Here is a 25,109-nt window from a genome sequence, read left to right on the forward strand (position 1 = left end):
TCATTACTTCCGGGGGTGGCATTCTCGTTTTGGAGAAAAGGAAATTAAACATGACAAAAGATAAGAAAATTACATTTCGACTAGATGACAATTTACATGAATTTTTGAGTCGCATTTCAGACTTGGATGAGTGCTCACTTTCCAGCGTTGTACGGCATTTTTTGATGCACAATGTCAGAGCGATTCAGGAACTCAAAGATTCAACCAACACAGAGGTTACTGGATGGTTCCTACGCAGACAGGCAGCGATGGCGGCAGATGCTTAGGACTGTCAATTTTTCTGCTCGGACCTGCACCCCGCACCCCCATACAAGGATAAAAACATGGCACGACCAAAACACAAGTCTCTCGACACCCTTGAAGGGCTGCGAGATGAAATGCTTCGACTTTATTTGAAAGCAAAATCAGGGAAAATTGAACCGAAGGAACTCGGAAAATTGATTTACGCGTTGAACACCGTTTCCCAGCTTATCCGAGAAATCGAAGTTGTCGACCGACTCGATAAACTGGAAGAGACACAAGAGATGCTGAACGATGTCTCAGCATAATATTAAACGTCGAATCCGTGCTCTGGAGAAGGTCCAAGCCACATTGGAGAGCTTCAAAACGGCTCATCTTGGAATAGTCAAATTTATTTGTACGGAAGACGAATTATCGCAACTTGCTCATGACATTGATGTCTGGAGCTTAACGGATGCTGGGGGGTGTTTAATCCCGCCTCCGAACGATCCTACGGAACTAGTGTCCGGCCTTTTGACAGGCCGATTTTTATTATTGAACGGCATTGCCCGTGTAACCTTTAACAGAAGGAATTAAAATGAGTAAATTTGGCTTTGAATTGATGGATGAACGGACCTTTCGTATTGGTGGAAAAAAATATGATATCCCAAATGCGGAGATTGAGCTTTCCACGATCTTTAAACCGGAAGAGCAATCGTACAATCAAGTTTTTCCTCAGCACGACACAGAACCTCTTTGCGCCTATAAAGCTCTTGACCTATATTGCTTGAAGCTCAATTGGCAGTTGTCAAAGATCAAGAGAATCTTCACCGAGAACGCTGACAATCTCTATAAAATGCAGCGAGATTTGCAGGCCCCAGAAGCGGCAAAATTGCTTTCAAAAGATGTTCAAGAATACTGCCGTCTTGTAGCCGAAGCTCGTCAAATGGCGGCTGATAAGAATTCTTTTGTGGACATGGTGAAATATCGGGCGACATTGCTTCCAGAGCCTTCGAGTAAAGAAGAGATGATGGTGCGCACCATAGCGCAGCAAACAATCAGGCAGGAGCTTGCAGCGCGTTATAAGCGGCTTGGACAAAATGACATGGAACGAACATCCAGTGCGTTGCGTTCCATTACAAAGACTGGTGACCTCGTTCAAGATTTGAACTTGTTGGAAGCCGTTCGAAAAAATACTCTTTTCGAACCCTCGGAGGGAATCTTTAAGATGGCCGAAAAGAAGTTGGTTGAAGCGTATTATCCGTGGATCAGTGATCTTGAAGAGATTGCAAAAGTTGTTGAAAAGTGGACTGCAAACAGAATGACTTTTCAAGCTATGCCAGCCTTGAAAGATGCATTGCCTTTCGGCCTTACACCGGAAAGTATTAAGGAAATGACCGAGCCGAAATCGGAACCGGAAAACCTTACAGAGATGATGAAGAAAGCTGCTTAGACGCGGTCTAAGAAGGGTGAGCGGGGTGGATGTTGAAACCCCGTTCATTTTTATCAAGTGATATAATAAAACGAACGTTTTTTATTCTTGTTTTGATATATAAAATGGGTTGACTATTTTATTCCATTGAATGTATAAATAAATCTCGTTGAACGTTTTATTATATCACTGGAGAAGTGATCATGGGAAAGGCAGTCGCATATGTCCGGGTTAGCACCACGAAGCAGGATGTTGAAAGTCAGGAGAACGCAATTCTGAAATACGCCGATTCCGAAGACATCAAAATTCACCAGTGGTTCAAACTGGAAGCCAGTAGTCGGAAATCGATTAAGGAACGCCGTATTGATGAACTTCTGAATGTCTTGGGAGATGGAGACACACTGGTTGTCTCGGAACTCTCCCGCCTCGGAAGATCATTGTCCCAGATTGTTTTGACGATTGATGAGTTGCTGGGGAAGGGTGTGACCTTTGTTGCTATCAAGCAAGGAATGAAGCTTAACGGAGCCAAGGATATCACTGCAAAGGTTCAAATTGCCATGTTCGGATTACTGGCTGAAATTGAGCGTGATCTTATCTCAGAGCGCACTAAAATGGGCTTAGATGCCGCCAGAGCGAAGGGAAAGACACTTGGCCGTCCGAAAGGCAGCAAAGGCAAAAGCAAGCTGGATGGACGTGAAGATGAGATTGTTGACCTGCTCCAGAAGGGGATCAGCAGACGCGCTTTAGCATTGTATTTGAAGGTTGCTCCCCCGACATTAGTAAACTTCATTAAGAGCCGAAATTTGAGCGTCTAAAGCCCCCCCCTGTCAAAAATGGCGGCTTCGTCGTTGCGGCTTCGGCCTCTCCATATTTTCGCAAAACCCTGACGTTGTCGGAGTTGAAAAAATTCGGACTAACCCCGATTACCTCAAATTAAGTGAGTCTTCGTTGGTGTAGGGCGGGATAAATTGGTAAGTGTCATAAGCAGCATACATTTCTGGACAAAGATAACAATAATTGTTTAATATATGTCGCTGCGCAACCTTTTGTAAATACAGGTTTTTTCTGTCAGGATGCTGATTGCTTTGCTTTCCAACACGGGGAAACCATTTAAGTGGCAGGTGGATTTATGGGTAAGATGAAAAAAAGAATAACAGTTCGTTTTTTTTCAATTGATGCTGATAGTGAATTTTTTAACGACTTTATCGCAATCCATCAAGCAAACCAAGTGAGCGGCAAGCCCGTTCGAGTCTTTAATGTTAGAGACAAAAAACATTTTATTAAAATACATGACGAATTTGAATATAGAGATTCGACTGTTTTCTTTTTGTCTGTCGTGAGAGAGCGCTATACGTGGCAAGCAAAAGCTCTTTCTGATGGAACAATATCGGGAATCTCTTTAAACCAAGGCATTATTGGCGATCCTTATTATTATTTCTTTCTACCTGATCGTAAGATTTTGATGGGGTTCACGACTGGGCCAAGTGCCAGCGTTCGAAGTGTGGCAAACACTGTCTTGCAGCAGTTCAAAAAGGATAGGACAGCAAAGGTGTTTGTTGAGCCTATTTCGAAGGAACAAGAATATGCAAGGATCAAAGACCTTGTAGAATTCTCAGAGGTTCGTTTTAGTGTGAATCCTGCTTCTCTTACTGCTGGTGGTGATGAATTGCCTAGCATCTTTAAAGGGTTGCGATCTTCGCCATTTATGGCAAACAGCTCAAGGCTTGAGCTTACTATTTCTGACTTTGGTGATGACGGATTCTCTCAAGAAAACCTGCTCGATGCGGTTGACTATCTCTCCGATAATGAGTGCTGTACCACTTTGATAGTGAGAGGGCTTGATGCTGAAGGCGAAAGCCACCAACTCAATTTAAATAGAGCGTATTTGAGTTACAGCACTAGTATTAAAATCCGAGACAAATTTGTAGGTGAAAAAGTAGCTAAAAAGATCATTCAGGATGCTTTTTCTTCGCTTAATGGGCTATGACTATAGCAACAGCCTTTCTATCTCTTTCTTCGTGATAGGATGTAGAGTAGACAGACTGTCCTCATCGTAAAGCGACCGAAGTGTTTCAAAATTGGGAATCGGAATATCTGGCTGTAGCTTGCTATTAATTTCGACAGCCGTTTCTCTAGATAAACCGATGTTCACCAGTTGAATGAATCGCTTATCACATCCACCAGCTTCAATAAATCCGTGCAACTTAACGCTTTCGACTTCCTCGTTTCGACTTTGTGTTATGTTAGTGAATAACAGTTGATAACAGCGTAATGCGGAAGCCATTTTAAATCTGATGTCGGAGTTTATGGTGGCAATAACCTCTCGAACATTCGTATTGCACTTTTTTCTCGGCCAATGATTCATTTGTTCCAGTATTATAGAGTGTAACGACTCCCCTTGAATCCATTTTCTGGCAATTACACAAGCAAAGGGAACGGAGCTTTTTGTCGGGAGAAAAATTCCAAATTGATTCAATTCCGAGCAAATTTTTTCAAGCTGAGTATAGAGCCTTGTAGACATGGGGTGTGGAAGCGCCCATTCTGATAAATCGCCGCGCATACGGAGAAAATCATATAATGAGTTTTGTTGAAGGTAGCCGACAGTTGGATTTGCTTCTAATGTAAATGAGTCAACAATCAACTCATCAAATGACCGTTCAACCTGACTTATTAAGTCTATTTTGACTTGCGGTTGGAGAGTAATTTCATTTGCATCAAGTGTTTGTGAAAGGGTGTCATTCTCAAATTCTTTAAGCAACTTGTTGGCAATCGCATAATAGGTATATTGTCCATCAGTTGAGTGATCGTATGTACCTTGCAACGCTTGCTTAACTCCATTTACGTTGTCATTTAGAATTTGGTAGTATGTTGGTATTTTGTCTGCTTCATCTTCTTTTTCTTCAAAATAGTCCTGAAATCTCCAACTTGGCAAATCAACTAAAAAAATATTCCCAGAAAAGTGCTTAAGCATACGCCCAGCTCTTCCTGTGATGTTGTCAATTTTTACGTCTTCAATTTGCTCTGGATTGCCAAATTGAACAACCTGAAGAGGGTTTTGGAGAAATAAATTTTTCGCGGGAAGATTTACCCCTTCTGCCAAAGTGCTTGTACAAGCGATGAAGTCAATTTCGCCATCTCGCGCAAGAGACTCAACCATTCTTCTCACAACACCGGGAAGGGGTCCATAATGAAAGGCAACTCCCTTTTTTAAGTTTTCGGCCAGAGTAAAATCTTGATGCAGGAACGTAGCAACATAATCGGCAGCCTCTTGAAGCCTTGGGCTGTCCTTTTCCTTTGTTATCATGTCAGAAATTGCTTTGGCACTATCTTCGCAGTTGTTCGTTTTGTTGCGGTATACGATATTGCTTTCGCCGCTTCCAAGACGATAAGCTATACTACCGAGCTTGTCCCCTGCAAAATTCTTGGGAATGACTACTTGGCTTTCTGATTTGTAGTGCGATAGGATTATATCTCGATTAACCAACTTTGTATTAATTAAGATTTTGGCAACAGGTGAGCGCTTTGTTGTTCTCTCAGAGAATTCTATTTCATCAAAAATGGAATTAAAAGCCTTCAAGTAACGCTGTGACGGCATGCTTATGATAATCTGAGGCTCCCCACCCTCAAGAACCTTTTGCAACGTCATGTGCAATAGAACGCCACGGCTTTTGTCTGAGATGTTGTGTGCTTCATCAACAAACAAAAAATCAAAATATAAGATGTCTGCTTGAAGTGTCTCAAACAGCCTTTCTTGGGTCATAACAAAAATAGTTTTGCTGTTGTACGCTTCTTCTTTTGGGAAAGTGCAAATTTCAATATCATTTTCGAAGCCGCCTTTTTTGGCAATCTCATAAACCGTATTCGATACTTCGGATATTAAAGCACGAGTTGGTACAACAATGGCTGCGAAGGCTCCGCCGCTCTGAGCAACTTCCCGAACCAAATATTGCAATATAATATGCGTCTTGCCTGTTGAAGTCGGAGCAGCGGTGATAACATCTTCGCCTTCTTCAAGGTCTTCCCATAAACTCCTTTGGTAGTCGGTCAAAGGATGATCTATAGCTTCCACGGTGTTCAAGGCTTCTCTGAGGTCTTTTCTGACCTCGTCGAACATGCTGATTTTGAAATTGATATTCGGGAATTTTTCCCTGAGCAACGTGATGTTGGGAAAGTCACCAGCTTCGTTGAAGACGTGATCTGCAATAACGACAAGCTCATTTACCTCCTCTCCGCAGACATATAAAAGCATCGAAAGGAGTTCGGCTCCTTTTTTTCTGATGGACTCATCATCAGATTGATAAAAGTATTGCAGTGAGGTTGTGAGCTTTTTAACGACCTCTCTTTCAATTTGATGCTCTTCCCCAGCAATTTTTTTGACATAATTTTCAAAAAGCTCATTTGACGCTGCGCCATATCCTTCGCTGGATAGAATCGTATTTGATAACTTGGTGTAAAATGCACTCATTTTTCGATACCCATCTGCTCTTTGAATCCATCCACAACGTCATCAAGTGAAGAAAATGGAAGCATCAGCAAGGTCGTTTTGTCCCACTGACCGTCATTGTTGAGAAGCTTTGTATAAAAGTCAGAAATGTACTCTTCCGCTTTCTCTTTATAGCTGTCGATAAACGTGGCTTCATCTTCAAAACATGATGGCTCTGAAAACCCTATAAAACACGGAGAGTAAATGGACTCCGCTTGAATATTTTCATTGGAAAATGGATTTAACACCGACAGAATTTCATTTTCGATTTCAGCGTTTATTTCTGGAAAATTGATATAGGTTTCAATCAAGTCAAACTCATTCTCATATGTATCAAGGGCATTTCCCATCGACTCTGTTGCCTGAGAGGCTGCGCTTTTGAATGACTGATACATTTTCGACTCGCCAAGATATAGACGAAGCGCTCCATCAACATACTGTGCATGCACTGCATCAGCCCCATGAACAGGTACTCTGCGAGACGTCTTCGTTGACACCTTGCTTAAAAGTTTTGGAGCTTCAAGGTACACATCAAGAAGTGTGAATAATATTAACTCACCAAGTTCTCCCTTCGCAGTGTGCTGACTAAGCTTGCGAACTGCTCTTCTGAACAACACTTTTGCTGATTCTGGATTTTTAATATCCAGTTTTTTCTCAATATGATCGTGGGAATATACGAATTTAGTCAAAAGGCAATTTTCGATCAATTCAAAGAATGTCGATGTATCACACTTCCCGTCAGCGCAGGGAAGATAGATCATTCGAGCGTCAACCGGCTGTTTGTTTATAGTCCAGTTAACACCAACCTCTTGGAGTACAGCACGGATCTCTTCGGCGTTATCAAGTTGAGTCTTGAGTTGTGGCATTTTTCAACCCTGTCAATTGTTGTTTCAATTATTGAGTGCTCCTCTTACATATCAAATATTTAACATGAAATCACGAATATAATAGTCCGTCCAATTAGGTCGGGAATTTTCACAAGCGGTTATAAAAGGACTGTCCAAAGTTGGAAAGCCCTTTGATTTGTGTTTGAAGTGACAGGACGGGACTTTTCACCCCAGCCTTATGAGATTGTTAGTTGCCGGGGCCATTCCTTTTGATGTTAGGGAATGGCCTCATAATTTTGCGTTTATGTGGTAGTAGAAAGGAAGTCACCAATTATGCGGAGTCATTTGGTTGTCTGTATAATTTTACTGAACTCCAAATTGCGTTCAGTACCGAAGTCGTCCTTCAGATTGCTCAGAGTACCCATGTAAGGCTTCGTAGTGTTTCGTATGGACGGAGGCGCAAGATATTGAATGGCATCCTTCCGGTCCGATCATGCGTCATCCGTTTTGTGCGAGTCGCTTGAAGGGAATTTTTGCCGGATAAAGGAAAAAGGGTCTCCACAGTGTGAATCCCCTTTGCTATTAAATTTTAGGCTCTAAAGTCTTTGTAGAAGCGGGGTTGTGGTTTTAGACCGCAGCCCCGCTTTTTGTGATTTAGTCGTCTTCGTCCATCAGGTTTTGTAATCTGATTTTATAATTAACGCATTCTTCACAATAAAGGCCACCTAGTTCAAATTTCTGATTGTAGGCTTCTGGCAAATCAATCATTTGGATTTTCCCATTGCCAAGACACTCATCACTATCGCATTCCGGTGTTAAGTGTGGGTCAATGTATTTATTAAAGACATTAATTTGTTTGTCAGAGAGGTTGTCAATGCTTTCATCATCTAAGATTTTCTTTGAGATACCTAACGATATCTCATTATCAATTTCTTCATTTTCGATGACTGCTTTTAATGCATTGATAAAAACATCCTGTTCTTCCTGTTCTTCCATCCATCGCTTGATTAAAGACATATTTGCTCCTTAGTATTTCAACTGTGACTAAAGCGTTAAAAAAGTTGATAACCTATATGCCTTGCTGGAGTCCGTGTCTACAAGTGAGGGGATTTGTAAGATAAGTTTTAATGAAGTATGCCGCTATAAGTTCCTTTCTTATTTGACAACATACTTTGACCGCCGCAAATGTCCCATTCCCTCCACAACAAAATTTAAGGGCTTAATTACGTCTTCATATCGCGCTTTGATGGCGTGGTAATCAGCATAATAATCCTTAGACATAGACATTTGTCTTGTGCCTGTAGAATCGGAATGTCCGACAGTTTCTTCCAGTTTGCGAGTGCTTGCGCCGTTTTGTTTGGCGGCGTTGATCAAACAGCTACGGAATGAGTGGAAAACCTTTTTGCGGCCTTCCTCGGCTGGACTGATGTTGATCTTGGGTGTGAAGGTTTTTGTCCACCAGTCAGAGATTCTTTGCCCGTCCCGGTCATTTTTGGGTTTTATCTGGAAGATGGTTTCATGCCCTTTGGCTTTTTGTTGTTGCACGAAAGCCGGGAAGTTCAATTCCTTAATAATGAAATCATGTAAGGGAATGTCGCGTTTGCCTGACGGAGTCTTATCCTTTCGGATGTGAAGATACCAAATTTCGTCCTCAGTTTGCCTCAGATCGTCGCAATGCAGCGCGGCTAGGGCTGACTGCCTTGCTCCAGTGTAAAGAGCCAGCAGGGGAGTCCAGAAGTGCCAATGCTTATTATGAGTGTCATTCACATAGCGTTTGTCGGTGAAAATATTTGTCAGGTCTTGAGTTGAAAAACGCTGGTAGATGGCTGTTGTTGATTTGGCTCCACGGATTCCCTTGCCTTTAGCAAAGTTAGTTTCCATGTAGCCTTCTAAAATTGCCCATTTGAAAAATGAGCTAATGGTCATGATTTTGTTGGTGACTGTTCTTGCACTTAGTCTGTCTTTCTTCGGAATATCTGTCTCTAGCAATTCAGCAATGGATTTTTCCCTGTAAAGTGGGCTTTTGTTTTTTGCTTTGGGCAACTGCTTTAAAGCGTTTCGAAATTCCCGCATTGTGTCGTGTCCGATTTCCCCAATAGAGATGTCCCCGATAATTTCCATGAAATTTTGCAGGTCTTCGTTGTATTTAGTTTTCGTTGTGACTGCGAAATCACCACTATCTATGAAATCGGGAATAAGTTCCGACAGCGGAAAAGCCTTCACCGAATCAACATCAACGCTGATTTTTTTCTGTGCCGGAGGTTTGGTAATCGCCTGAACAAAGTCACCACCCAACACATCACCGGCATCACGCCGTTGAGAGAGGGTGTTCAGTCGGATGTGGGTTTCAATTATTCCCCGTGCAATTTGGTTGTATTCCAATGTCCCTTGAGGGTAGGCGTAGCCGTTCCGGCGCATGAAAATTTCTATTTCATCTTGGATCAAAGAAAAATCATTGTTGGTCAGACAAGATTGCAGTTCCGACAACCATAGCGACTTGCTGGTTTGATTGAGTTCATGGGCTGATTGTCCCGGCACAGTCGTTAAATTTGGGAATTTAGCGGGGGCTTTTGGTTCAGCGCGTTTTAGTTTGTCGTCGGCTTGGAGTCGGTCCAGATGGGTGTGAAGATCGTATTCAAGGACGGCAGGGTCGATAGCTTTGGTTTTGCTTGTCCGAAGGTCCACAAATTTAGCTTTCCATTGCAGTGCAAGTGACCCAGCAAATTTACTGGCTTTGCGTTTGTCGCCAGTGTTGAGATTCTTCATGATAACCGTTTTATTCTTCCCCGTGTTTTTGTTTGGGAAGAACGGCTGTAAATCGGTTGGAATGTTGAGTCGGAAGTAGTAGACGGTCCCTTTTTGGACAATATTCTTGCACATAAAAACGAGCCTCCTTCTGGTACATAATAGGCATAATATGTACCAAATGTGTACCAAAACATGTTGTTTTCAGGCCGTTTCAGGAGCTTTAAAACGAAAAAACTCCTGTTTTCACAGGAGTTTATTCTAATCGTGGTAGCGAGGAGAGGACTTGAACCTCCGACTCTACGGATATGAGCCGTATGCTCTAACCAACTGAGCTACCTCGCCACATTTGTTTCGCCCAAGCGAGGACAGCTTATAGAACGTCTTTTTGTGCTTGGCAAGAGGAAAATTGAAATATTTCGTTTTTTTGGAACATATTACAAATACAGGAGAATCAAAGGAGCGAGTGCCAACCGGTAAATAGCGAATGGGCGCAAGGTTAATTTACCAAGAAGATAGATGAATCCTTTGATTGCCAACCAAGCAGAAATGAAAGAAACAAAGAATCCGATAAAGAGGAAAAGGAAGTCTCCTCCATGGAAAAGTTGGTAATTTTTCGATAGGTCGTAGCCCGTTGCTGCGAACATGATCGGAACGGCTGCGATGAATGAATATTCTGCAGCTACGGTGCGACGTGCACCAAGCAGCATGCCGCCCATGATGGTCGCGGCAGATCGTGAAAAGCCGGGCCAGAGGGCCAAGCATTGGAATAAGCCGATGCCCAGAGCGAGTTTAGGTGTTATTTCATCGAGGGAGATTGTTTTTTCTGATTTGTTCATTCCTTCGACTATAAAAATAAGAACTGCGCCGACAGCCAAGGCTATTGCCACAGTGGTAGGGCTGAACAAATATTGTTTGATATAACTGTGTGTGAGCAATCCAAGTATGGATGCCGGAAGGGATGTCAGGAAGAGGAGCCATAAGCCGTAGATTCCAGAAAATTTCTGATTTGAATTTGGCCGCAGTAGGCCGAGGAAGCGATCCCAATACAAAACGACAACGGCCAGAATGGCACCGAGTTGAATGACGATTTCAAACGTTTCGGCCTTGGGGCCGGTAAAGTCGAGTAAGTGCCCGGTTATGATGAGATGTCCGGTGCTCGATATGGGTAGAAACTCGGTCAGTCCTTCAACTATTCCGAGAATGACCGCGATATACCATGGTGCCATGTGAGCCTCATGTGAAGAAAAATGTTGATATTTAGGCTTGAACGTTGGGCCTAGCCCAACTAAGAGTCTCTTGCAAGCCCTTGAATGCTGGTGTATTTGATTAAGTTGAACCTTTGACCATTTTTCAGGAGTCATTCATGACAACCATTATGCCGCAGAGCGAACTGATGCGCAAAGCTGTTGCTTGGATCAGTGGAAAAATAAAAAATAATCCAGACAGCAAATTTGTTGCATTGGTTGAAAAAGCCGCAGTACGCTTCAATCTCTCGCCCAAAGATGTCGAGTTCCTTCAGCGTTTTTTTAAAAAAAATCAGGACTAGAATCCGCCTGTGCAAATTCTTCACCGACAAATATTTCGTGAACTACTCAAGCTGTTTGGCTTGACTGTTTCCTGTCTTTTGGGGCTTATTCTGATTGGCAGAATGTTACAGTTGCGTTCTTTGTTTTTATCTCAGGACATTGGTTTTTTTAATATATTGCAGCTTTTCTTCTACCTAACGCCATTTTTTTTGTTGCTTATCACGCCTATCGCCACCATGCTGAGCGTGTTTTTGACGTTTTTACGTATGAGTACGGACAATGAATTGACCGCACTCAAGGCGAATGGGGTCAGTCTTTACAAGATGTTACCTGCACCATTGGCGTTTTGTACCCTGTGTACTTTATTTACCTTATTTATTTCATCCTGGGGGCTTGCATGGGGAATGGACATGTTCAAGACCAAACTTTATCAGTTTGCCAGGACACATTCTAAATTTGCATTGCAGCCGGGGGTTTTTAACAAGGAATTCCCTGGTATTACTTTTTATGCGCATCAAGTGGACAATGAGAAAGGCGAATTGAAGTTTGCTTTTGTTCGTGACGAGTCTATTAAGGGGACTTCTGTTGTGGTCGTAGCCCCTGAAGCACAGATTGAATCTACAGCCGCGACAGCGGAAATTCGAATTACGTTTAAGAACGGAAATATCTTTCGAAAGAGTGGAGAAGAACTGAATATCCTCAAATTTGGTACATATGCCATCAGACTTGATCTTGGTAAGTTGCTCATGGGATTTAATTTTAATGAAGACAAGGCCAAGGATATGCCGTTGTCTCGGTTGAGTGCCATCCGTAGTGATCACAACGAAGCGCCGGGTCGTGGCGATCGGTTTTATCGAAAAGTGAACACCGAATATTTCAAGCGTATTACATTGCCGATTGGATGCCTTGTGCTTGGTATGTTTGCTATTCCCATTGCTTCTGCCTTTCGTGGGTTGAAGCAGCAATATGGTCTGCTTTTGTCCATGGGGCTGTTTCTTGTCTATTACACGATGTTTTCTGTTGGTGTGAGTATGGGAGAGTCTGGGGCTATCCCTCCGGCATATGGCTTGTGGGCGCCTAATTTCGTTTACATATTTGTGGCCTTGATAGGCATGCGCTACGCCAACAAAGAACGGATGCCTACTTTTGTTCATTGGCTTATGCATTTACGATTCAATAAGAGGGCGAGCGCATGAAGAATATCTTCGGCGTAGGCGTTCTCAGTCGGTATCTCATTCGGCAGAATCTTTATTTGATGGCTATCTGTCTGGCTGCGGGTACTGGTATTTATCTTTTGTCAGATGTTTTTGATCGTTTGGATGATTTTATTCAGGCGGGCTTAGGTGTCGAGACGATTCTTTTCTATTTTGTAGTCAAGATTCCACTCATCGTGTCTCAGTTGATGCCGGCGATTTTTTTGCTCGCCATGGTTATTCAACTTGGTGTGTTGACCCGATCTCGAGAGATGCTTGCTTTGCGAGCCGGTGGTGTTTCGCTCGCGTGGTTTATCCGTTTTTTTGTCATCTATGCGATGATATGGAGCGTCGGCCAGTTGGTTTTTTCTCAATTCCTTGGAGTTTTTGGAGAATATGAGGCTAATAGAATTTGGAAAGAGGACGTTCGGAAGAAGCAACTAGATGAAATGACGATCAAGAATTTATGGTTTCGCGATGGTCCTTTCATTGTGCTGGCGGAAAAGGCCTATCCCGGCAAAAGCAAAGCAAGTGGTATTACTGTTTATGAATTCACCACGGACAGTCAGGATCTCATCAGAATTTTGAGTGCCAAAAAAGCACTTATTGATGATCACGGATGGGGATTATTGGATGTGCACGAACTTGATACCCGAACGTTTATCGGGGTCAGTCGACTATCTCAATTTCTGTCAGTCAGGCAAAATCTCAAGGCGTATGCCGCCGTGGAGCTCAAGGGAGACAAAGCTCAGTTGCCCTTGTTAGAGCTTTCGCGAGCGATCAAGAAGCTTGAGGAGTCTGGATCTAATGTGGAGATTCTACGAACCGTCTGGCATGGTAAACTTTCCTATGCGTTTTCCATGGTGCTTATGGCATTGTTTGCCATGGCGTTGATGACGTTCTCTGAGAATCTCTATGCCAACATCGGGCTGGCATTGATCCTGATTTTTATCCAATACGGGGTCCACGTTGTAGGAGCCACGGCAGGCGAAAAGGGTGTTTTACCACCCATTATGGCGGCCTGGCTTGGCAACGCCATAATGGGATCCCTGGCATCTCTACGATTGGCTTGGGTAGCTTTACCGAGGTTCCAGATCACAGTCAGGGAATGGATTGGTGGATTGCGGCTAAACCGCAGTCGATCATAATTTCGCGTATTCGCCCAACACATCCCAGAGGTTGTCTTCACCTTTGCCCGTTTTGCTGGAGAACAGCAGGGGATTGTTCTTTTGTTGCAGGATATCTTTCCATTGACTCTGGAGTTTGGCCAGTTCCCGCTGTTTTGGCTTATCGGCCTTTGTCAAAACTGGGATGACAGGTATGCCGAGGCTTTTTAGATAGGAAGTTAATTCCATATCAATTTTTTGTGGTGTGAGGCGTGAATCGAGTAGGACAGCAACCGCTTTGAGTTGCGGATTACTGGTCATATAGGCCTCAATGAGTTTGGCCCATTTGGCCCGTTCCGTTTTTGAGCATTTGGCATAGCCATAGCCCGGCAAGTCAACAAGGAAGTAACCGTCTGGATTGACTTTATAATAATTGAGACTTCGGGTTTTTCCTGGCTTGGAACTGATTTTCGCCAATTTTTTTCGTCCCGCCAAGCGGTTGACCAGTGAAGATTTTCCAACGTTGGAACGTCCTGCCAAGGCTATCTGGGCCTCGTCGAAGTTCTCAAGTTGCTTGATTTCGTATATTGTTTTGACTAACTCAATGGTTCGGTTCATAAAGAAATACCGCTCTTGCTTATGGTTTTCATCAAGCCCCACCTTTCGTCATTTTTAGGGGGAGAGTCAAGGCAAGGAAGCGAAAAATTTTGGAATAGAGGGAAATGGGCATGGCCAAACTCAATATTTTGATACTGAATGGTCCGAATTTGGGACATATAGGCAAGCGGCAACCGGAAATTTATGGTTCGCAAACCATAGATGATATGCCCGTCTTGTTGGAAAAGACCATGGGCAAGGCTGCTGAAGATATTGCCCTCACACATTTTCAATCTAATTCCGAAGGCGCTCTTATTGATCGTCTGGAATTGGCCAGAGAAGAAGGTATTGACGGTATTGTGTTTAATGCTGGGGCATATACTCACACAAGCCTTGCCATTTCCGATTGTCTGGCCTGGATAGATATTCCGTGCGTGGAAGTGCATATAAGCAACATCTGGGCGCGGACGGATCAGCCTCTTAGACAGCAATCACTCATGGGTGACTGCTGTGTGGGTGTCATTGCCGGATTTGGTATTCTGGGGTATGTCCTTGGTGTTCAGGCGTTGTACGAACGTCTGGCTAGGTAAAATTCTTGAAAATAACCGGACTGACCGGGTAAACGTTTTGGAGTAGATATGATTTCAACCAAAGATTTCAGGACCGGCCTGAAGATTGAAATAGACGGAAAACCTTTTGAAATCGTCGAATTTCAACATTTCAAACCAGGTAAGGGCGGTGCCATGATGCGCACCAAACTTCGTCATATGAGAACCGGTCAGGTTTTGGATAAGACTTTCCGTTCCGGCGAGAAGGTCAAAAAGCCGGATATGGTCGTCGTCGGTATGCAGTTTATTTATAAAGACGGTACTGATTATGTTTTCATGGACCTTGAGACCTACGAACAAATGAATGTTCCTGCCGAAAATGTCGGTGAGAAGGGTGGGTATATCAAGGAAGGCGACACCGTGAAGGTTCTGTTGTATAATGGTGAGCTTATTGGCGTTGATTTGCCTGCCAATGTCAACCTGACTGTTTCCCAGACCGACCCGGGTGTGCAGGGTGATCGTGTCAGTAATGCGACCAAGCCCGCCACCCTTGAAACCGGCCTTAAGATCAATGTACCGCTCTTCATTAACGAAGGCGAGACGATTAAGGTTGACACCCGCAACGGAGACTATCTGGGACGCGAATAAAGCGGACTTGCAACTCGTTGTGAAAATTGCGTAAAAAGGGTCGTGGACAGCGTACTGTCCAGGACCTTTTTTTACAAAGCGAGACCACATGGCAAAAAAACGGAAAACAACAGTACAGCATGGCAAAAAAGGACGCGGACCGGAATTTATCGGATTGTTTTTTTTGTTTTTGTCAGCCTTCCTGTTTCTGAGCCTTTTATCATTTAGCCCTGGCGATCCGAGTTTCAATCAGTCTGTGACCTCTGGTGCGCTTGTGCAGAATGTAGTTGGATATGCAGGGGCATACTGTGCCGGATTTCTTGTTACAATTTTTGGTATCGGAGCACTGTTCTGGCCGATCTATTTTTTGTATCTTGGGCTGACCAAGTTTGTGTCCAAGCTAAAACTTTCGATTACCCGCTGGTTGGGACTTGCTGGATTGTTTATCGCATTCGAGGCATGGGCCATGCATCCGTGGTTTTCCACGGTGCCACATGACGCCTATGGTCTTATTGGGAGTGGATATTTCGGGCGTGACATCATTACTCGATTTACTATGCCGTACTTGCGGCCTGTCGGGACATTTCTCCTATGGCTTTTTGTGACTATTATTTCTTTTCAGGGTGTCCTTGGTTTCACCTGGGTTTCTGTGTGGAATTCTTTGGTCCAATGGTGGGACGCCTACAGCGAGGGAGCGCTTAAACGGCAGGAAGTACGGAAAGCTCGTAAGTCGACAAAGGCTTCGGCAAAGAATGAAACAAAGAATGCATCCAATGAAGATATGGGTTTGCAGTTTGTTGATCTTGAGTCGGAAACACCAGCAAAACCAAAACCACGATCCAAGCCGAAACCCAAGCCGATAGCCAAGTCTACGGCTCACGTCGTTTCCGGCAATGGTGATCTTCCTACCACGGAATTGTTGACTCCTCCTGTTGATCGCAAAACCAGTCAGACACAGGAGGTTTTGCAACCGTTGGCAGATAGACTCAAGGAATGCCTGAATAATTTCAATGTGCAGGGTGAAATTCAACAGGTTGTCCCCGGTCCGGTCGTGACCATGTTTGAATTCAAGCCCGCGCCGGGTATTAAGGTCAGTAAAATTGAAAATCTGACAGATGATATTGCATTGGCACTGCGTGCTGAATCCGTTCGTATTGAAGCTCCGATTCCAGGTAAAGACAGTGTTGGTATTGAAATTCCCAATATTGATCGTGAAATGGTCTTTTTACGTGAAGTGCTTGAATCTGAAGAGTTTACACGTTCAAAGTCGCCGTTAACTTTAGCGCTTGGTAAAGACATTCATGGAGCAACCAAAGTTGCTGATCTGGCTAAAATGCCACACCTTTTGGTCGCAGGTGCGACTGGTGCGGGTAAGTCTGTTGGTATCAATGGCTTTTTGTTGAGTCTGCTATATAAGGCTGGCCCTGAAGACGTTAAACTTCTGCTGGTCGACCCTAAGCGTATTGAGTTGGCGCCGTATGCGGAGTTGCCTCATCTGGTACATCCGGTTGTCACGGATATGAATCTTGCCAAGAGCGCATTAGAATGGGCCGTGTTCGAGATGGACTGCCGATACAAGAAAATGGCTCAACTCGGTGTGCGTAATATTGAAGGATACAATCAAAAGCTGGCTTCCATGGGTGAGAATCTCCCCGAAGAATTTCAGCATATGAAACCCATGCCATACTTGGTCATAATTATTGATGAGTTGGCTGATTTGATGATGACGGCTGCCAAGGACGTGGAACAATGTATTGTTCGTTTGGCTCAGTTGGCCCGTGCTGCCGGAATCCATATGATTCTGGCGACACAGCGTCCGAGTGTGGATGTTGTCACCGGTATCATCAAGGCTAACTTTCCCACACGTATATCTTTTTTCGTGACTTCAAAGTTCGATTCTCGGACTATTTTGGACGGTGTGGGCGCAGAACGGTTACTAGGCAAGGGGGACATGCTTTTCAAGCCCAGCGGCGGTAAGCTCAAGCGTATGCACGGAGCGTACGTGGATGAGACGGAAATTGCGCATGTCGTTAAGTTCTGGAAGGAATCTATACCGCAGGAATTTGAACTTGATTTTACTGATTGGAAGCAGAAATCAGGTGATGGCGGTGGTTCTGGCCCTGCCGGGCAGTCTGATGACCCTGTGTATGATGAGGCGGTACAGTTCGTGCTTACTCAAGGCAAGGCGTCTATTTCCTTGTTGCAACGGCGTTTTAGAATTGGTTTTAACCGTGCAGCACGTTTTATCGAACAAATGGAAACAGAAGGTATTCTTGGCCCACAGGAAGGCAGCAAGCCGCGTAAGGTTCTCAAGTCTGAATAATTGGAGAAAATAAATGTCTAGATTGTATATTTCGTGTGTGGCGGTTTTTTGTGCTTTGTTGATTCCTTTAGGCGCGATGGCTTCTGAACCTGTGGCACCAGAAGATCTGCCTGATCTTATCCAGCAACGTTATGAAACTTTGAAGACTTTTCAAGCTGATTTTGTTCAGGAGTTAACAAATGTTGCCAGTGGCGAAGTGGAAACTCGTGAGGGGAAGATATGGTTTCGTCAACCGTCACAAGTTCGGTGGGAAACCACCAAGCCGGAAAATGAATTGCTCGTTGTCGGTCCAGAATTTGCCTGGAATTACATTGAGGACGAAGAGCTTGCTATCAAATACAGTGTGGCAAGTCTTTTGGATTCCAAGACCATTTTACGCTTTATATCCGGTCAGGCCAACATCAAGGAAGACTTTGTAGTCAAGACGGAGTGGCAGGGCGCCGATGCCGTCCGTGAGCGGTGGGGCAAGGGTTTTACCGTATTGCAGCTCGTTCCCAAGGAAGCTGAGCCGGGTATGGTTCTGGCCTTCGTAGGCGTAGAATCAGACACCGGCCTGCTTCGACAGGTCATGATCGTTGATTTTTATGGAAACGGCAATGAACTTAGATTGTCCAATGTTGAGTTGGATGTCAATTTGACACCTGATATGTTTAGTTTTGTTCCGCCGCAAGGAACGCAGGTGGAAGACAATACTCAGGGGTTTTAAGTAAGCTTTACGGCTTTTTTCAGAGCCTGAAGTTCACTCTTTGTGAGCTCGCGCCACGTGCCACGCTTGAGGTTGCCCAAGTTTACAGGACCTTGTTGGACCCGTCTAAGGTGAAGAATGGTCAGTCCTAAAAGGTCGCACATTCGGCGAATCTGTCGATTTATGCCTTGAATAAGTGTGATTTCGACTTGTTGCGTACCTGCTACAGGTTTTTTCAGCTCTACTTTGGCCGGGGCCAGCGAGTCTCCTTCAGGGAGAGTCATACCTTGTCGCATAGTCTTGATCGCTGATTCCGGCACGGTGCCACGTACTGTCACCTGATAGACTTTGGGTAGATGGTATTTGGGATGGGTGAGGCGATAACACAGGTCTCCATCCGTGGTCAGCAGGAGCAGTCCTTCGGAAAAATAGTCCAATCGTCCTACAGGGAATGGCCGTAATCTCCTAATTTCATTGGGAAGAAAGTCCAGAACGGTTTGCCGTCCCTGGGGATCATTGACCGTTGTGACTGTTTCTATGGGTTTGTGCAGAATCAGCGTCATGTTTCCGGCTTTACCGGGGAGGCTGATGGATCTGCCATTGACAGCGACGGCGTCAACATCTGGATCAACTTTGATTCCGGGAGAATCAGCAGTTGTATCGTTGACGGTTACTTGACCACTGAAGACCATGTCGTCTGCGCCGCGACGGGAGGTTACCCCGCACTGGGCGATAAATTTATTCAGTCGGATTTGTTTTTTTTCATTGGACATTCGTTGTTCTTAGACACGAATTGTCTTTGTGGCAAGCTGGAAACTGGTCACGATGTCGAGCATATTGGTCACATCGCCTACGTCTTTTTGTGCAGTCAGTCCGAAAAATTCGAGACAAGTTCCACAGACTAGGATGGAAACACCATTTTTTTCGAGCTCTTGAAGCGCTTTGAGACATCGACTGTCCTCGACGGCAAGCTTAACGGCTCCGTTGACCATGACAATGCGCCACAAATCGTTTCCAAGCTCTTTGAGTGTGCTCAGGAAGTTGAACATAAGGCTGGAGCCAAGTTCGTCATCTCCGGAACCCATGACGTCCGAAGCAATGAAAATCAATATTTTTTGATTATCGAGATCTTCGATTTCTTGGCTGGACATGACTTTGCACACTTCACATTCATTGTTTGCCAATTTGCAGGCGGTCACTATAAAATCCGCCCCGGCTATTTCTGTAGATGTTTCATATCCTTGTACCGTCAGAAAACGAGAGACATTTTCTTGAGCAGCTTCATTGTCTACAGTGATGTTTAGGCGTTCAGGAGCCTGTTTTTCCAGTGCCTCTTTGGCTTTGAGAACAGGTTGAGGGCAGGGCAGACCTTTGCAGTCGAGTGAGATATCAATCATGTTTTCTCCTTAAAAAAATAAATCACCACAGGTCTCATGGTAGGTCAAATAGATAAAATACATCGACTATACGGAATGGAAAGATTTTTTAGATAGGATATCTTCACTTGTCCTCAATGTGTTGAGTCGATATGTAATCAAAATAAAAAGTGATTATTAAAAAATGAAAATACCATTTGATCCATTGCGCTTGGTCCCACTTGTTTCCGCCATATTTAATGGTTGGGGCAAAACTTTACGTTTTGAAGAACATGGCGACTTTGGAGCTATCGTTGAAGAGGGCCGACAAGGTAAGCCATATATTTTTGCGTTGTGGCATGGGGAACTATTCCCTTTAGCCGCTTATGCAAAACGGTTTGATTGCCGATTTGCGATCATTGTCAGTCAAAGCAAAGATGGAGAGCTTATTGCCAGATTTCTCGAGCGTAATGGGCATGTTGCTGTTCGTGGGTCAAGTTCTCGGGGCGGAGTGAAAGCCCTTATCCAAACTAAGCGTTTAATATTAAAAGAAAAATTAATTGGTGGAATCACGGTTGATGGCCCTCGAGGACCTCGGCATAAGGCCAAAGATGGCGTTATTCTGCTTGCTCAAAGGACTGGGGCACAAATTGTACCTTTGCGGGCGTCTGTTTCGCGGAAAAAAGTGTTCAATTCCTGGGATAAATTTGTGGTTCCGTATCCGTTTTCAAAATGTCATTTCCATGTTGGAGAACCTATGGATGTGACAACAGATAAATTGGATAAGGATGTTTTGAGACGAGAGAGAGAGCGTTTGGAAAAACGATTGCTTGCACTCGGATCAGCATAAAAAAGGGGACGCTAAGGCGTCCCCTTTTTTATGCTTAGTCGACTTTTTTTCTTGCCGTGCCATCCTTGAAGAAGGGGAGGGCTGCTTTTTGTGCTTTTAGTTCTACACGGGCTGTCTTTACGATAAATTCATCGCCATCGGCATCCTCTGCTCGAACATATGCCAGCGCGATGCAGTGTCCCAAACTTGGAGCGAATGAACCACTGGTGATTACACCGGTTTTTTCTCCGCTGGGCAACAAGACTTCGTCGTAATGACGAGCTGTACGGCGTCCGTCGATGCTCAGGGCAATCAAAGATTCTTTTACTTCAGCCAAGCCGGATTTGCCAATATACTCGGTTTCTTTTTTTAGAAAGAAACCAGCTCCAGCCTCTTTAGGTGTGTGGTCTTCATCCAGATCCTGACCATAAAGCGGATAACCGATTTCTAGCCGCAAGGTATCTCTGGCTCCAAGTCCAATCGGTTCCACTCGTTCATCCGCTGCCAGCTTTTCCCATATTTTCAGTGCATTGGTGGACGGAAGATACAGTTCATATCCGAGTTCGCCTGTATAGCCTGTGCGACTGACGATCATGGGGAATCCGGCAACATCGGTTTCTTCGAAGTTGAAATATTTTAGATGATTCCAATTGGAATCCAACAGAGCATTGAGGACTTCCAGACTTTCGGGGCCTTGTACGTCGATTTTTGCCGTTTCATCACTGACGTCGGTCAGGACCAAGGCTGCAGGGAGATTTGCCCGGATGTGGTCAAAGTCTTTCTGTCGGCATGCGCCGTTGACAACCAGCATGTATTCGTCTTCGGCTGTGCAGTAGATGATGAGATCATCATTGATGCCACCGGATTCATTGAGCAAAAAACCGTAGCGGCATTTACCTGAAGCCAGGGTTTCCAGATCGTGGCTGACGATTTTATTGAGTCCATCTTTTGCTCCGGCACCGGAGAGTTTGAATTCACCCATATGGCAAATGTCGAAGATACCGGCCTTAGTGCGGGTATGCTTGTGTTCGACAATGATACCTTTATATTGCACTGGCATGTCAAATCCGGCAAACGGGGCCATTTTAGCACCGTTTTTCCGATGCCACTCAGTGAGCGGTGTTGTGGCGAGAGATTCCAATGTAAACTCCTTTTTGAATTACTTGAATTGGCCGGAGGGGGGATTGCTCGCGACCCGGGATTTCCTGATGGAACGGAATTCATCAAGTAACATAACCAGTTGTTGGTACAATTTTTTGATTTCTCGTCCATAGGGTGAAAGTTTTTTTTCGTCGATATTCACATATTTTCTGCGGAGATAGGCGTCGGAAATAACATCGTTGCCTATGATCAGCACTTTAACAACCAACTTATCGAAATAATTTACGATTTCGAATTTTAGTTCGTTGAGGATATCCGTCATTAATACCAGCATTTGGTGATAGGAAACAGGTTCTCCCTTGTACTTTCTATAGCGGAGATCCTCAAGTATGCGAACCTTACGCGCTTGCTGAATCTGTCCATATCTGGCCCAGACTTCCTGATGGAGAGCGTAGTTCTCATTAAAAACTTCGTAATTGTCCGGGGCCAACAGGTATCCGTCGAGCACGCGGACTATTTGTGAGTAGTAGTCGTCCGAGTAATCCACGATGCGGTGCATATGTTTGGAAAGCCACATGTAGAGTACTTTGAGTCGTTTTTCATGGGTGTCGGTATCCGAAATGACTTCACTTCGTTTGTAGTTCACAGGGATGCGATATTCTCCTCGTACAATGTCGTTGAGGCGAAGGATCATGTTGCGGACATTCTGAATGATATTCAGACTGTCATTTACCCGTCCCGTAATGGGATGAATGATTTCCTGCTTGAGAACCGACAGAGCGCGAGCTTCCCGGACGTTTTTGGGACTGTAGTCATGCTGTTGGTATGTGACGCGCAAAATGACAACACGTTTTTTGTCATCAACAAAGAATCCCTGATCTTTGAGTAACTCAATAAGATCCTTTTGATTCTCATGGATTTGAACAAGGGCTGTTTTTTCAATTCTCGGATATTTTAGAAGTTTTTTGGGCGTACCTGGAGGCGGAGACATCATCGTCGTGATGGTCCTGTCACTTTGGCCGAGCACGCGCACTATGAAACGTTCATTTTGGCGCAGGAGGCGAATGGCAAACATGGCCGAAGAAGTACGGCGTTCTGAAACAATGGGGAATCCGTGAAGCTCCATCATGAATTGATAAACGAATAAGCGGTTGCATTCGTACATCAAGTTGTTGCCGGGTTTGAATTTGCCGATTCTCAGGCCGAATTGTTTAAGTTCGCTATCTAGGTTGGACGGTAAAGATGCATACATTCCTTGCAGAGTGAATTTTCCGGAACTATCATGAGCTATTACATGGGCGCGTTCCAACTCAAGCAAGAGTGGGAGCATTTTTGAATAGGCATCAATGGAACAAATGTCTTTTCCATCGAATTCTTCAAGAAATTCATGATGGTATCGTTTGGGCAGACGACTTTGAAATGTACGGATGTTATTTGCGATGACATTTTCTTCTATGGCGCAATTGTCTTGAAGTTGCATTTCTTCCCAATCAGACAGGGAGTGCAGTGCGTCATACTGGAATATTTCTTGAAATGAATTGAGCTGGCGTTCGAAGGCAACCATGGAAAATCCGGGGAGGGCCTTGTACTCGTAAAGGTCGAGTTCAAATGACGGAAGAAGTTCTCGGGCCTGGACGAGTGGGTAGTCCTTGACTTCAAAATATGGCTTGAGAAGGCAATACTTAATGTGCTTGAAGTCGATGAATTGCTTCAATTCTTCAAGTGTTTTCAGCGTGTGCTGATCGTTTTTTTCTTCACCGGATTCCTGAAAATCAGGTGCTTTGCTAAAGGCTTTTTCCCACATCAAGAGTTGTCCCGGAATCAATAATTTATTACAAGTATATCCTGTTCAAATAATTATCTCTTGTTCATATACATATATGAGCCGAAATACAATGATTTAGGGGTATGGTTTCAGCTCTTTCAGGGATTTGTGTCATGCGGGCTATATTGAATTGTTTTTATTTGATATCGGCGAAACAATTGTCCTGAATAATTGACATTCTCTGTGTATTTTGTTATTGTCTCGCGGCTTTTGAGGGGGTCTGAATGGGGTCGGACTTAGTGAAGAAACGAGGCGAGTAATGAAAAAGAAAGATCAGTGTCCTAGGGCAAAAATTAACGAAAAGTATTGCACCTGTACGGCTGCATGCGACAAGCATGGGCTTTGTTGTGAGTGTTTGCATTATCACAGGCAACGCGGTGAACTTCCTGCTTGTTATTTCACAGTTGAAGAAGAGCGGACGTTTAATAGGTCTGTGGAATTCTTTATTCAGCGAAGGACATAATTGTACCGGTAGTCGTTTGAAGGGAATAGGGCGGAGGTGCTCCGCTCTTTTTTTTGAGGGGAGAATCGTTCCTCCACACTGACGTCCAATTGCTGAATTCATGAGGAACTCAGTGATTTTTCGGGCAGGATTAAATGTTGGTCATGAGTCCTGTTTCCCAGAGGATGACAAGGTTGGGTGTCAGTAGTTCTTTGAATTCTTTGACAAGGCAAGTCATTTCTTCCTGAGAGTAATAAAATCCTTCAGAGACTTCATCTGTGTTGGGGATGACTGGCTGTGTGTTTTTGGGAACGGTGTAGAGGGTTATATGTTCAAATCCGGTTTCCGGTCCGGCTGGAATTTCCATCCAAAAATGAAGATGGTCGACTTCCAGATTCAATTCATCTTTGAGTGCACGTAGTCCTGCCTCATAGGTTGATTCTCCTGCTCGAGGGTGGGTGCGGGCAGAAATATCCCAACGACCGGGAAAGAATGGCTTATTGTTGTCCCGTTTCTGAAGAAATATTTTTCCATCAGGGTTCAATACGATGACTTGGACCGAACGATGTTTCAGTAATTGTCGGTGTACTGTCGTTTTGGAGAGGACGGCCAAAGGACGGTTGTGTTCGTCGACAACTTCAATCGGTTGGTTGTCCTGGGTCGGTTCCAGTGGTTTTTTGTTGAAAATCATATCGTTGGTTCCAATATTCTTTGATTTGCCATTCAACTCCGTATACACTTAATATTTCAATTATTCCAGTGTTCAAAAAAGGCTGATGAGGTAAGGAATGTGTGAAGACGTAGTCGTACTGGGCAAAGATGATGTTCAGGACCTTATTGATCTGGAGGCTCAGTGTTTCGAATATCACTGGACTCGTGAACAATTCCTTTTGGGTTTGTCAAGAAAGGCCTTTAAGGTGCTTGGCATACGGCACGAGGACGTTCTAGCTGGCTACATTGCTTTTTCATTGATTGAGGATGAAATGGAGATTCTTAATCTGGCCGTTCGTCCCGAGTTCAGAAGACATGGACTGGCTGCGCGATTGTTGGCTGATAGTTTTGAGGTCTGTGGTGAGAACAACATCAAAAAGAGTTTTTTGGATGTCAAGGTGTCCAATGAGGCGGCCTTGTCACTTTATAGGAAATTCGGATATAAAAAGATCGGTGTAAGAAAAAAATATTATCCTGACACCAAGGAAGATGCTTTGCTTTTCAGGTATGATTTCCCAAACAAAGACTGACC

At 44.2% G+C, this 25,109-nt stretch carries 26 protein-coding genes and 1 tRNA gene; 15 read left to right on the forward strand and 12 right to left on the reverse strand.

Features of this window, described 5'->3' with window-relative positions:
• Nucleotides 1-50 precede the first annotated feature (50 nt).
• The 5 genes from SYK_RS02665 to SYK_RS02685 all read left to right on the forward strand — a co-directional run bounded on the left by SYK_RS02665 (nt 51) and on the right by SYK_RS02685 (nt 3,638).
• Nucleotides 51-266, forward strand: a complete 216-nt coding sequence (locus tag SYK_RS02665; RefSeq protein WP_281762075.1) for a hypothetical protein — start codon at nt 51-53, stop codon at nt 264-266.
• A 57-nt stretch (nt 267-323) separates the two neighbouring features.
• On the forward strand, nt 324-548 hold the full coding sequence (locus SYK_RS02670) for a hypothetical protein (RefSeq protein ID WP_281762076.1): 225 nt from the start codon (nt 324-326) through the stop codon (nt 546-548).
• Nucleotides 549-817: 269 nt separating this feature from the next.
• Nucleotides 818-1,672, forward strand: a complete 855-nt coding sequence (locus tag SYK_RS02675; protein ID WP_281762077.1) for a hypothetical protein — start codon at nt 818-820, stop codon at nt 1,670-1,672.
• A gap of 182 nt (nt 1,673-1,854) precedes the next feature.
• Complete coding sequence (locus SYK_RS02680) at nt 1,855-2,466, forward strand: recombinase family protein (RefSeq protein ID WP_281762078.1); 612 nt, start codon at nt 1,855-1,857, stop codon at nt 2,464-2,466.
• A 314-nt stretch (nt 2,467-2,780) separates the two neighbouring features.
• Nucleotides 2,781-3,638 (forward strand): hypothetical protein, encoded by an 858-nt coding sequence (locus SYK_RS02685; protein WP_281762079.1) that lies wholly within the window; start codon nt 2,781-2,783, stop codon nt 3,636-3,638.
• Here the strand turns inward: SYK_RS02685 and SYK_RS02690 are convergent, their stop codons facing one another.
• The 6 genes from SYK_RS02690 to SYK_RS02715 all read right to left on the reverse strand — a co-directional run bounded on the left by SYK_RS02690 (nt 3,639) and on the right by SYK_RS02715 (nt 10,935).
• Nucleotides 3,639-6,116 (reverse strand): DEAD/DEAH box helicase, encoded by a 2,478-nt coding sequence (locus SYK_RS02690; protein ID WP_281762080.1) that lies wholly within the window; start codon nt 6,114-6,116, stop codon nt 3,639-3,641.
• Complete coding sequence (locus tag SYK_RS02695; RefSeq protein ID WP_281762081.1) at nt 6,113-7,000, reverse strand: HamA C-terminal domain-containing protein; 888 nt, start codon at nt 6,998-7,000, stop codon at nt 6,113-6,115. Before SYK_RS02695 ends, SYK_RS02690 begins: the two co-directional genes overlap by 4 nt.
• 615 nt (nt 7,001-7,615) lie before the next feature.
• A complete protein-coding gene (locus tag SYK_RS02700) occupies nt 7,616-7,978 on the reverse strand; it encodes a hypothetical protein (protein ID WP_281762082.1) in 363 nt (120 codons plus the stop codon).
• Between the two features lie 138 nt (nt 7,979-8,116).
• Complete coding sequence (locus SYK_RS02705; protein ID WP_281762083.1) at nt 8,117-9,841, reverse strand: DUF6538 domain-containing protein; 1,725 nt, start codon at nt 9,839-9,841, stop codon at nt 8,117-8,119.
• A 133-nt stretch (nt 9,842-9,974) separates the two neighbouring features.
• Nucleotides 9,975-10,051 (reverse strand) — tRNA-Met (locus tag SYK_RS02710).
• A 92-nt stretch (nt 10,052-10,143) separates the two neighbouring features.
• Nucleotides 10,144-10,935 (reverse strand): undecaprenyl-diphosphate phosphatase, encoded by a 792-nt coding sequence (locus SYK_RS02715; protein ID WP_281762084.1) that lies wholly within the window; start codon nt 10,933-10,935, stop codon nt 10,144-10,146.
• Nucleotides 10,936-11,072: 137 nt separating this feature from the next.
• Between SYK_RS02715 and SYK_RS02720 the strand changes: the two genes are divergently transcribed.
• Genes SYK_RS02720 through SYK_RS02730 form a run of 3 tightly spaced genes read left to right on the forward strand, consistent with a single transcriptional unit; the run spans nt 11,073 to nt 13,576 of the window.
• Nucleotides 11,073-11,255, forward strand: coding sequence for a hypothetical protein (locus SYK_RS02720; protein WP_281762085.1), 183 nt, complete (start codon nt 11,073-11,075; stop codon nt 11,253-11,255).
• 9 nt (nt 11,256-11,264) lie between these two features.
• On the forward strand, nt 11,265-12,431 hold the full coding sequence (lptF, locus tag SYK_RS02725) for an LPS export ABC transporter permease LptF (protein WP_281762086.1): 1,167 nt from the start codon (nt 11,265-11,267) through the stop codon (nt 12,429-12,431).
• Entirely contained in the window at nt 12,428-13,576 is a 1,149-nt protein-coding gene (locus tag SYK_RS02730; protein ID WP_281762087.1) for an LptF/LptG family permease, read from the forward strand. The genes lptF and SYK_RS02730 overlap by 4 nt, the downstream gene beginning before the upstream one ends.
• Here SYK_RS02730 and yihA read toward each other — a convergent pair.
• Nucleotides 13,571-14,152, reverse strand: coding sequence for a ribosome biogenesis GTP-binding protein YihA/YsxC (gene yihA / locus SYK_RS02735; RefSeq protein ID WP_281762088.1), 582 nt, complete (start codon nt 14,150-14,152; stop codon nt 13,571-13,573). The genes SYK_RS02730 and yihA overlap by 6 nt on opposite strands.
• 110 nt (nt 14,153-14,262) lie before the next feature.
• Between yihA and SYK_RS02740 the strand changes: the two genes are divergently transcribed.
• From SYK_RS02740 to lolA, 4 genes are all read left to right on the forward strand, one after another.
• Nucleotides 14,263-14,721, forward strand: coding sequence for a type II 3-dehydroquinate dehydratase (locus tag SYK_RS02740; RefSeq protein WP_281762089.1), 459 nt, complete (start codon nt 14,263-14,265; stop codon nt 14,719-14,721).
• Between the two features lie 48 nt (nt 14,722-14,769).
• A complete protein-coding gene (gene efp, locus SYK_RS02745; protein ID WP_281762090.1) occupies nt 14,770-15,327 on the forward strand; it encodes an elongation factor P in 558 nt (185 codons plus the stop codon).
• Nucleotides 15,328-15,415: 88 nt separating this feature from the next.
• Nucleotides 15,416-17,629: a DNA translocase FtsK gene (locus tag SYK_RS02750; protein WP_281762091.1), complete on the forward strand. Its 2,214-nt coding sequence runs from the start codon at nt 15,416-15,418 to the stop codon at nt 17,627-17,629.
• A 13-nt stretch (nt 17,630-17,642) separates the two neighbouring features.
• Nucleotides 17,643-18,335, forward strand: a complete 693-nt coding sequence (gene lolA / locus SYK_RS02755) for an outer membrane lipoprotein periplasmic chaperone LolA (protein ID WP_281762092.1) — start codon at nt 17,643-17,645, stop codon at nt 18,333-18,335.
• On the opposite strand, the gene SYK_RS02760 is transcribed toward lolA, so the two are convergent.
• Both SYK_RS02760 and yedF read right to left on the reverse strand, forming a co-directional pair.
• Nucleotides 18,332-19,087, reverse strand: coding sequence for a pseudouridine synthase (locus SYK_RS02760; RefSeq protein WP_281762093.1), 756 nt, complete (start codon nt 19,085-19,087; stop codon nt 18,332-18,334). The two genes, lolA and SYK_RS02760, sit on opposite strands and share 4 nt — an antisense overlap.
• A 9-nt stretch (nt 19,088-19,096) precedes the next feature.
• Entirely contained in the window at nt 19,097-19,711 is a 615-nt protein-coding gene (yedF, locus tag SYK_RS02765; protein ID WP_281762094.1) for a sulfurtransferase-like selenium metabolism protein YedF, read from the reverse strand.
• Nucleotides 19,712-19,874: 163 nt separating this feature from the next.
• On the opposite strand from yedF, the gene SYK_RS02770 reads away from it, so the two are divergent.
• Nucleotides 19,875-20,519: a lysophospholipid acyltransferase family protein gene (locus SYK_RS02770; RefSeq protein WP_281762095.1), complete on the forward strand. Its 645-nt coding sequence runs from the start codon at nt 19,875-19,877 to the stop codon at nt 20,517-20,519.
• Nucleotides 20,520-20,553: 34 nt separating this feature from the next.
• Here the strand turns inward: SYK_RS02770 and gcvT are convergent, their stop codons facing one another.
• Together gcvT and SYK_RS02780 are read right to left on the reverse strand one after the other, a co-directional pair.
• On the reverse strand, nt 20,554-21,639 hold the full coding sequence (gcvT, locus tag SYK_RS02775; protein WP_281762096.1) for a glycine cleavage system aminomethyltransferase GcvT: 1,086 nt from the start codon (nt 21,637-21,639) through the stop codon (nt 20,554-20,556).
• 18 nt (nt 21,640-21,657) lie between these two features.
• Entirely contained in the window at nt 21,658-23,403 is a 1,746-nt protein-coding gene (locus SYK_RS02780) for a hypothetical protein (RefSeq protein ID WP_281762097.1), read from the reverse strand.
• Nucleotides 23,404-23,683: 280 nt separating this feature from the next.
• Here SYK_RS02780 and SYK_RS02785 point away from each other — a divergent pair, with 280 nt between their 5' ends.
• Nucleotides 23,684-23,887: a DUF6485 family protein gene (locus SYK_RS02785; protein WP_281762098.1), complete on the forward strand. Its 204-nt coding sequence runs from the start codon at nt 23,684-23,686 to the stop codon at nt 23,885-23,887.
• 130 nt (nt 23,888-24,017) lie between these two features.
• Here SYK_RS02785 and SYK_RS02790 read toward each other — a convergent pair whose 3' ends face one another.
• A complete protein-coding gene (locus SYK_RS02790) occupies nt 24,018-24,557 on the reverse strand; it encodes an NUDIX hydrolase (protein ID WP_281762099.1) in 540 nt (179 codons plus the stop codon).
• Between the two features lie 97 nt (nt 24,558-24,654).
• Between SYK_RS02790 and rimI the strand changes: the two genes are divergently transcribed.
• On the forward strand, nt 24,655-25,107 hold the full coding sequence (gene rimI / locus SYK_RS02795) for a ribosomal protein S18-alanine N-acetyltransferase (protein ID WP_281762100.1): 453 nt from the start codon (nt 24,655-24,657) through the stop codon (nt 25,105-25,107).
• Nucleotides 25,108-25,109: the final 2 nt, after the last annotated feature.

This window comes from Pseudodesulfovibrio nedwellii (assembly GCF_027923765.1).
Lineage (GTDB): Bacteria > Desulfobacterota > Desulfovibrionia > Desulfovibrionales > Desulfovibrionaceae > Pseudodesulfovibrio > Pseudodesulfovibrio nedwellii.

Coding starts and splice junctions, on each gene's coding strand:
- SYK_RS02665 (WP_281762075.1), top strand. CDS start 51: ATGACAAAAGATAAGAAAATTACATTTCGACTAGATGACAATTTACAT.
- SYK_RS02670 (WP_281762076.1), top strand. CDS start 324: ATGGCACGACCAAAACACAAGTCTCTCGACACCCTTGAAGGGCTGCGA.
- SYK_RS02675 (WP_281762077.1), top strand. CDS start 818: ATGAGTAAATTTGGCTTTGAATTGATGGATGAACGGACCTTTCGTATT.
- SYK_RS02680 (WP_281762078.1), top strand. CDS start 1,855: ATGGGAAAGGCAGTCGCATATGTCCGGGTTAGCACCACGAAGCAGGAT.
- SYK_RS02685 (WP_281762079.1), top strand. CDS start 2,781: ATGGGTAAGATGAAAAAAAGAATAACAGTTCGTTTTTTTTCAATTGAT.
- SYK_RS02690 (WP_281762080.1), bottom strand. CDS start 6,116: ATGAGTGCATTTTACACCAAGTTATCAAATACGATTCTATCCAGCGAA.
- SYK_RS02695 (WP_281762081.1), bottom strand. CDS start 7,000: ATGCCACAACTCAAGACTCAACTTGATAACGCCGAAGAGATCCGTGCT.
- SYK_RS02700 (WP_281762082.1), bottom strand. CDS start 7,978: ATGTCTTTAATCAAGCGATGGATGGAAGAACAGGAAGAACAGGATGTT.
- SYK_RS02705 (WP_281762083.1), bottom strand. CDS start 9,841: ATGTGCAAGAATATTGTCCAAAAAGGGACCGTCTACTACTTCCGACTC.
- SYK_RS02715 (WP_281762084.1), bottom strand. CDS start 10,935: ATGGCACCATGGTATATCGCGGTCATTCTCGGAATAGTTGAAGGACTG.
- SYK_RS02720 (WP_281762085.1), top strand. CDS start 11,073: ATGACAACCATTATGCCGCAGAGCGAACTGATGCGCAAAGCTGTTGCT.
- SYK_RS02730 (WP_281762087.1), top strand. CDS start 12,428: ATGAAGAATATCTTCGGCGTAGGCGTTCTCAGTCGGTATCTCATTCGG.
- yihA (WP_281762088.1), bottom strand. CDS start 14,152: ATGAACCGAACCATTGAGTTAGTCAAAACAATATACGAAATCAAGCAA.
- SYK_RS02740 (WP_281762089.1), top strand. CDS start 14,263: ATGGCCAAACTCAATATTTTGATACTGAATGGTCCGAATTTGGGACAT.
- efp (WP_281762090.1), top strand. CDS start 14,770: ATGATTTCAACCAAAGATTTCAGGACCGGCCTGAAGATTGAAATAGAC.
- SYK_RS02750 (WP_281762091.1), top strand. CDS start 15,416: ATGGCAAAAAAACGGAAAACAACAGTACAGCATGGCAAAAAAGGACGC.
- lolA (WP_281762092.1), top strand. CDS start 17,643: ATGTCTAGATTGTATATTTCGTGTGTGGCGGTTTTTTGTGCTTTGTTG.
- SYK_RS02760 (WP_281762093.1), bottom strand. CDS start 19,087: ATGTCCAATGAAAAAAAACAAATCCGACTGAATAAATTTATCGCCCAG.
- yedF (WP_281762094.1), bottom strand. CDS start 19,711: ATGATTGATATCTCACTCGACTGCAAAGGTCTGCCCTGCCCTCAACCT.
- SYK_RS02770 (WP_281762095.1), top strand. CDS start 19,875: ATGAAAATACCATTTGATCCATTGCGCTTGGTCCCACTTGTTTCCGCC.
- SYK_RS02780 (WP_281762097.1), bottom strand. CDS start 23,403: ATGTGGGAAAAAGCCTTTAGCAAAGCACCTGATTTTCAGGAATCCGGT.
- SYK_RS02785 (WP_281762098.1), top strand. CDS start 23,684: ATGAAAAAGAAAGATCAGTGTCCTAGGGCAAAAATTAACGAAAAGTAT.
- SYK_RS02790 (WP_281762099.1), bottom strand. CDS start 24,557: ATGATTTTCAACAAAAAACCACTGGAACCGACCCAGGACAACCAACCG.
- rimI (WP_281762100.1), top strand. CDS start 24,655: ATGTGTGAAGACGTAGTCGTACTGGGCAAAGATGATGTTCAGGACCTT.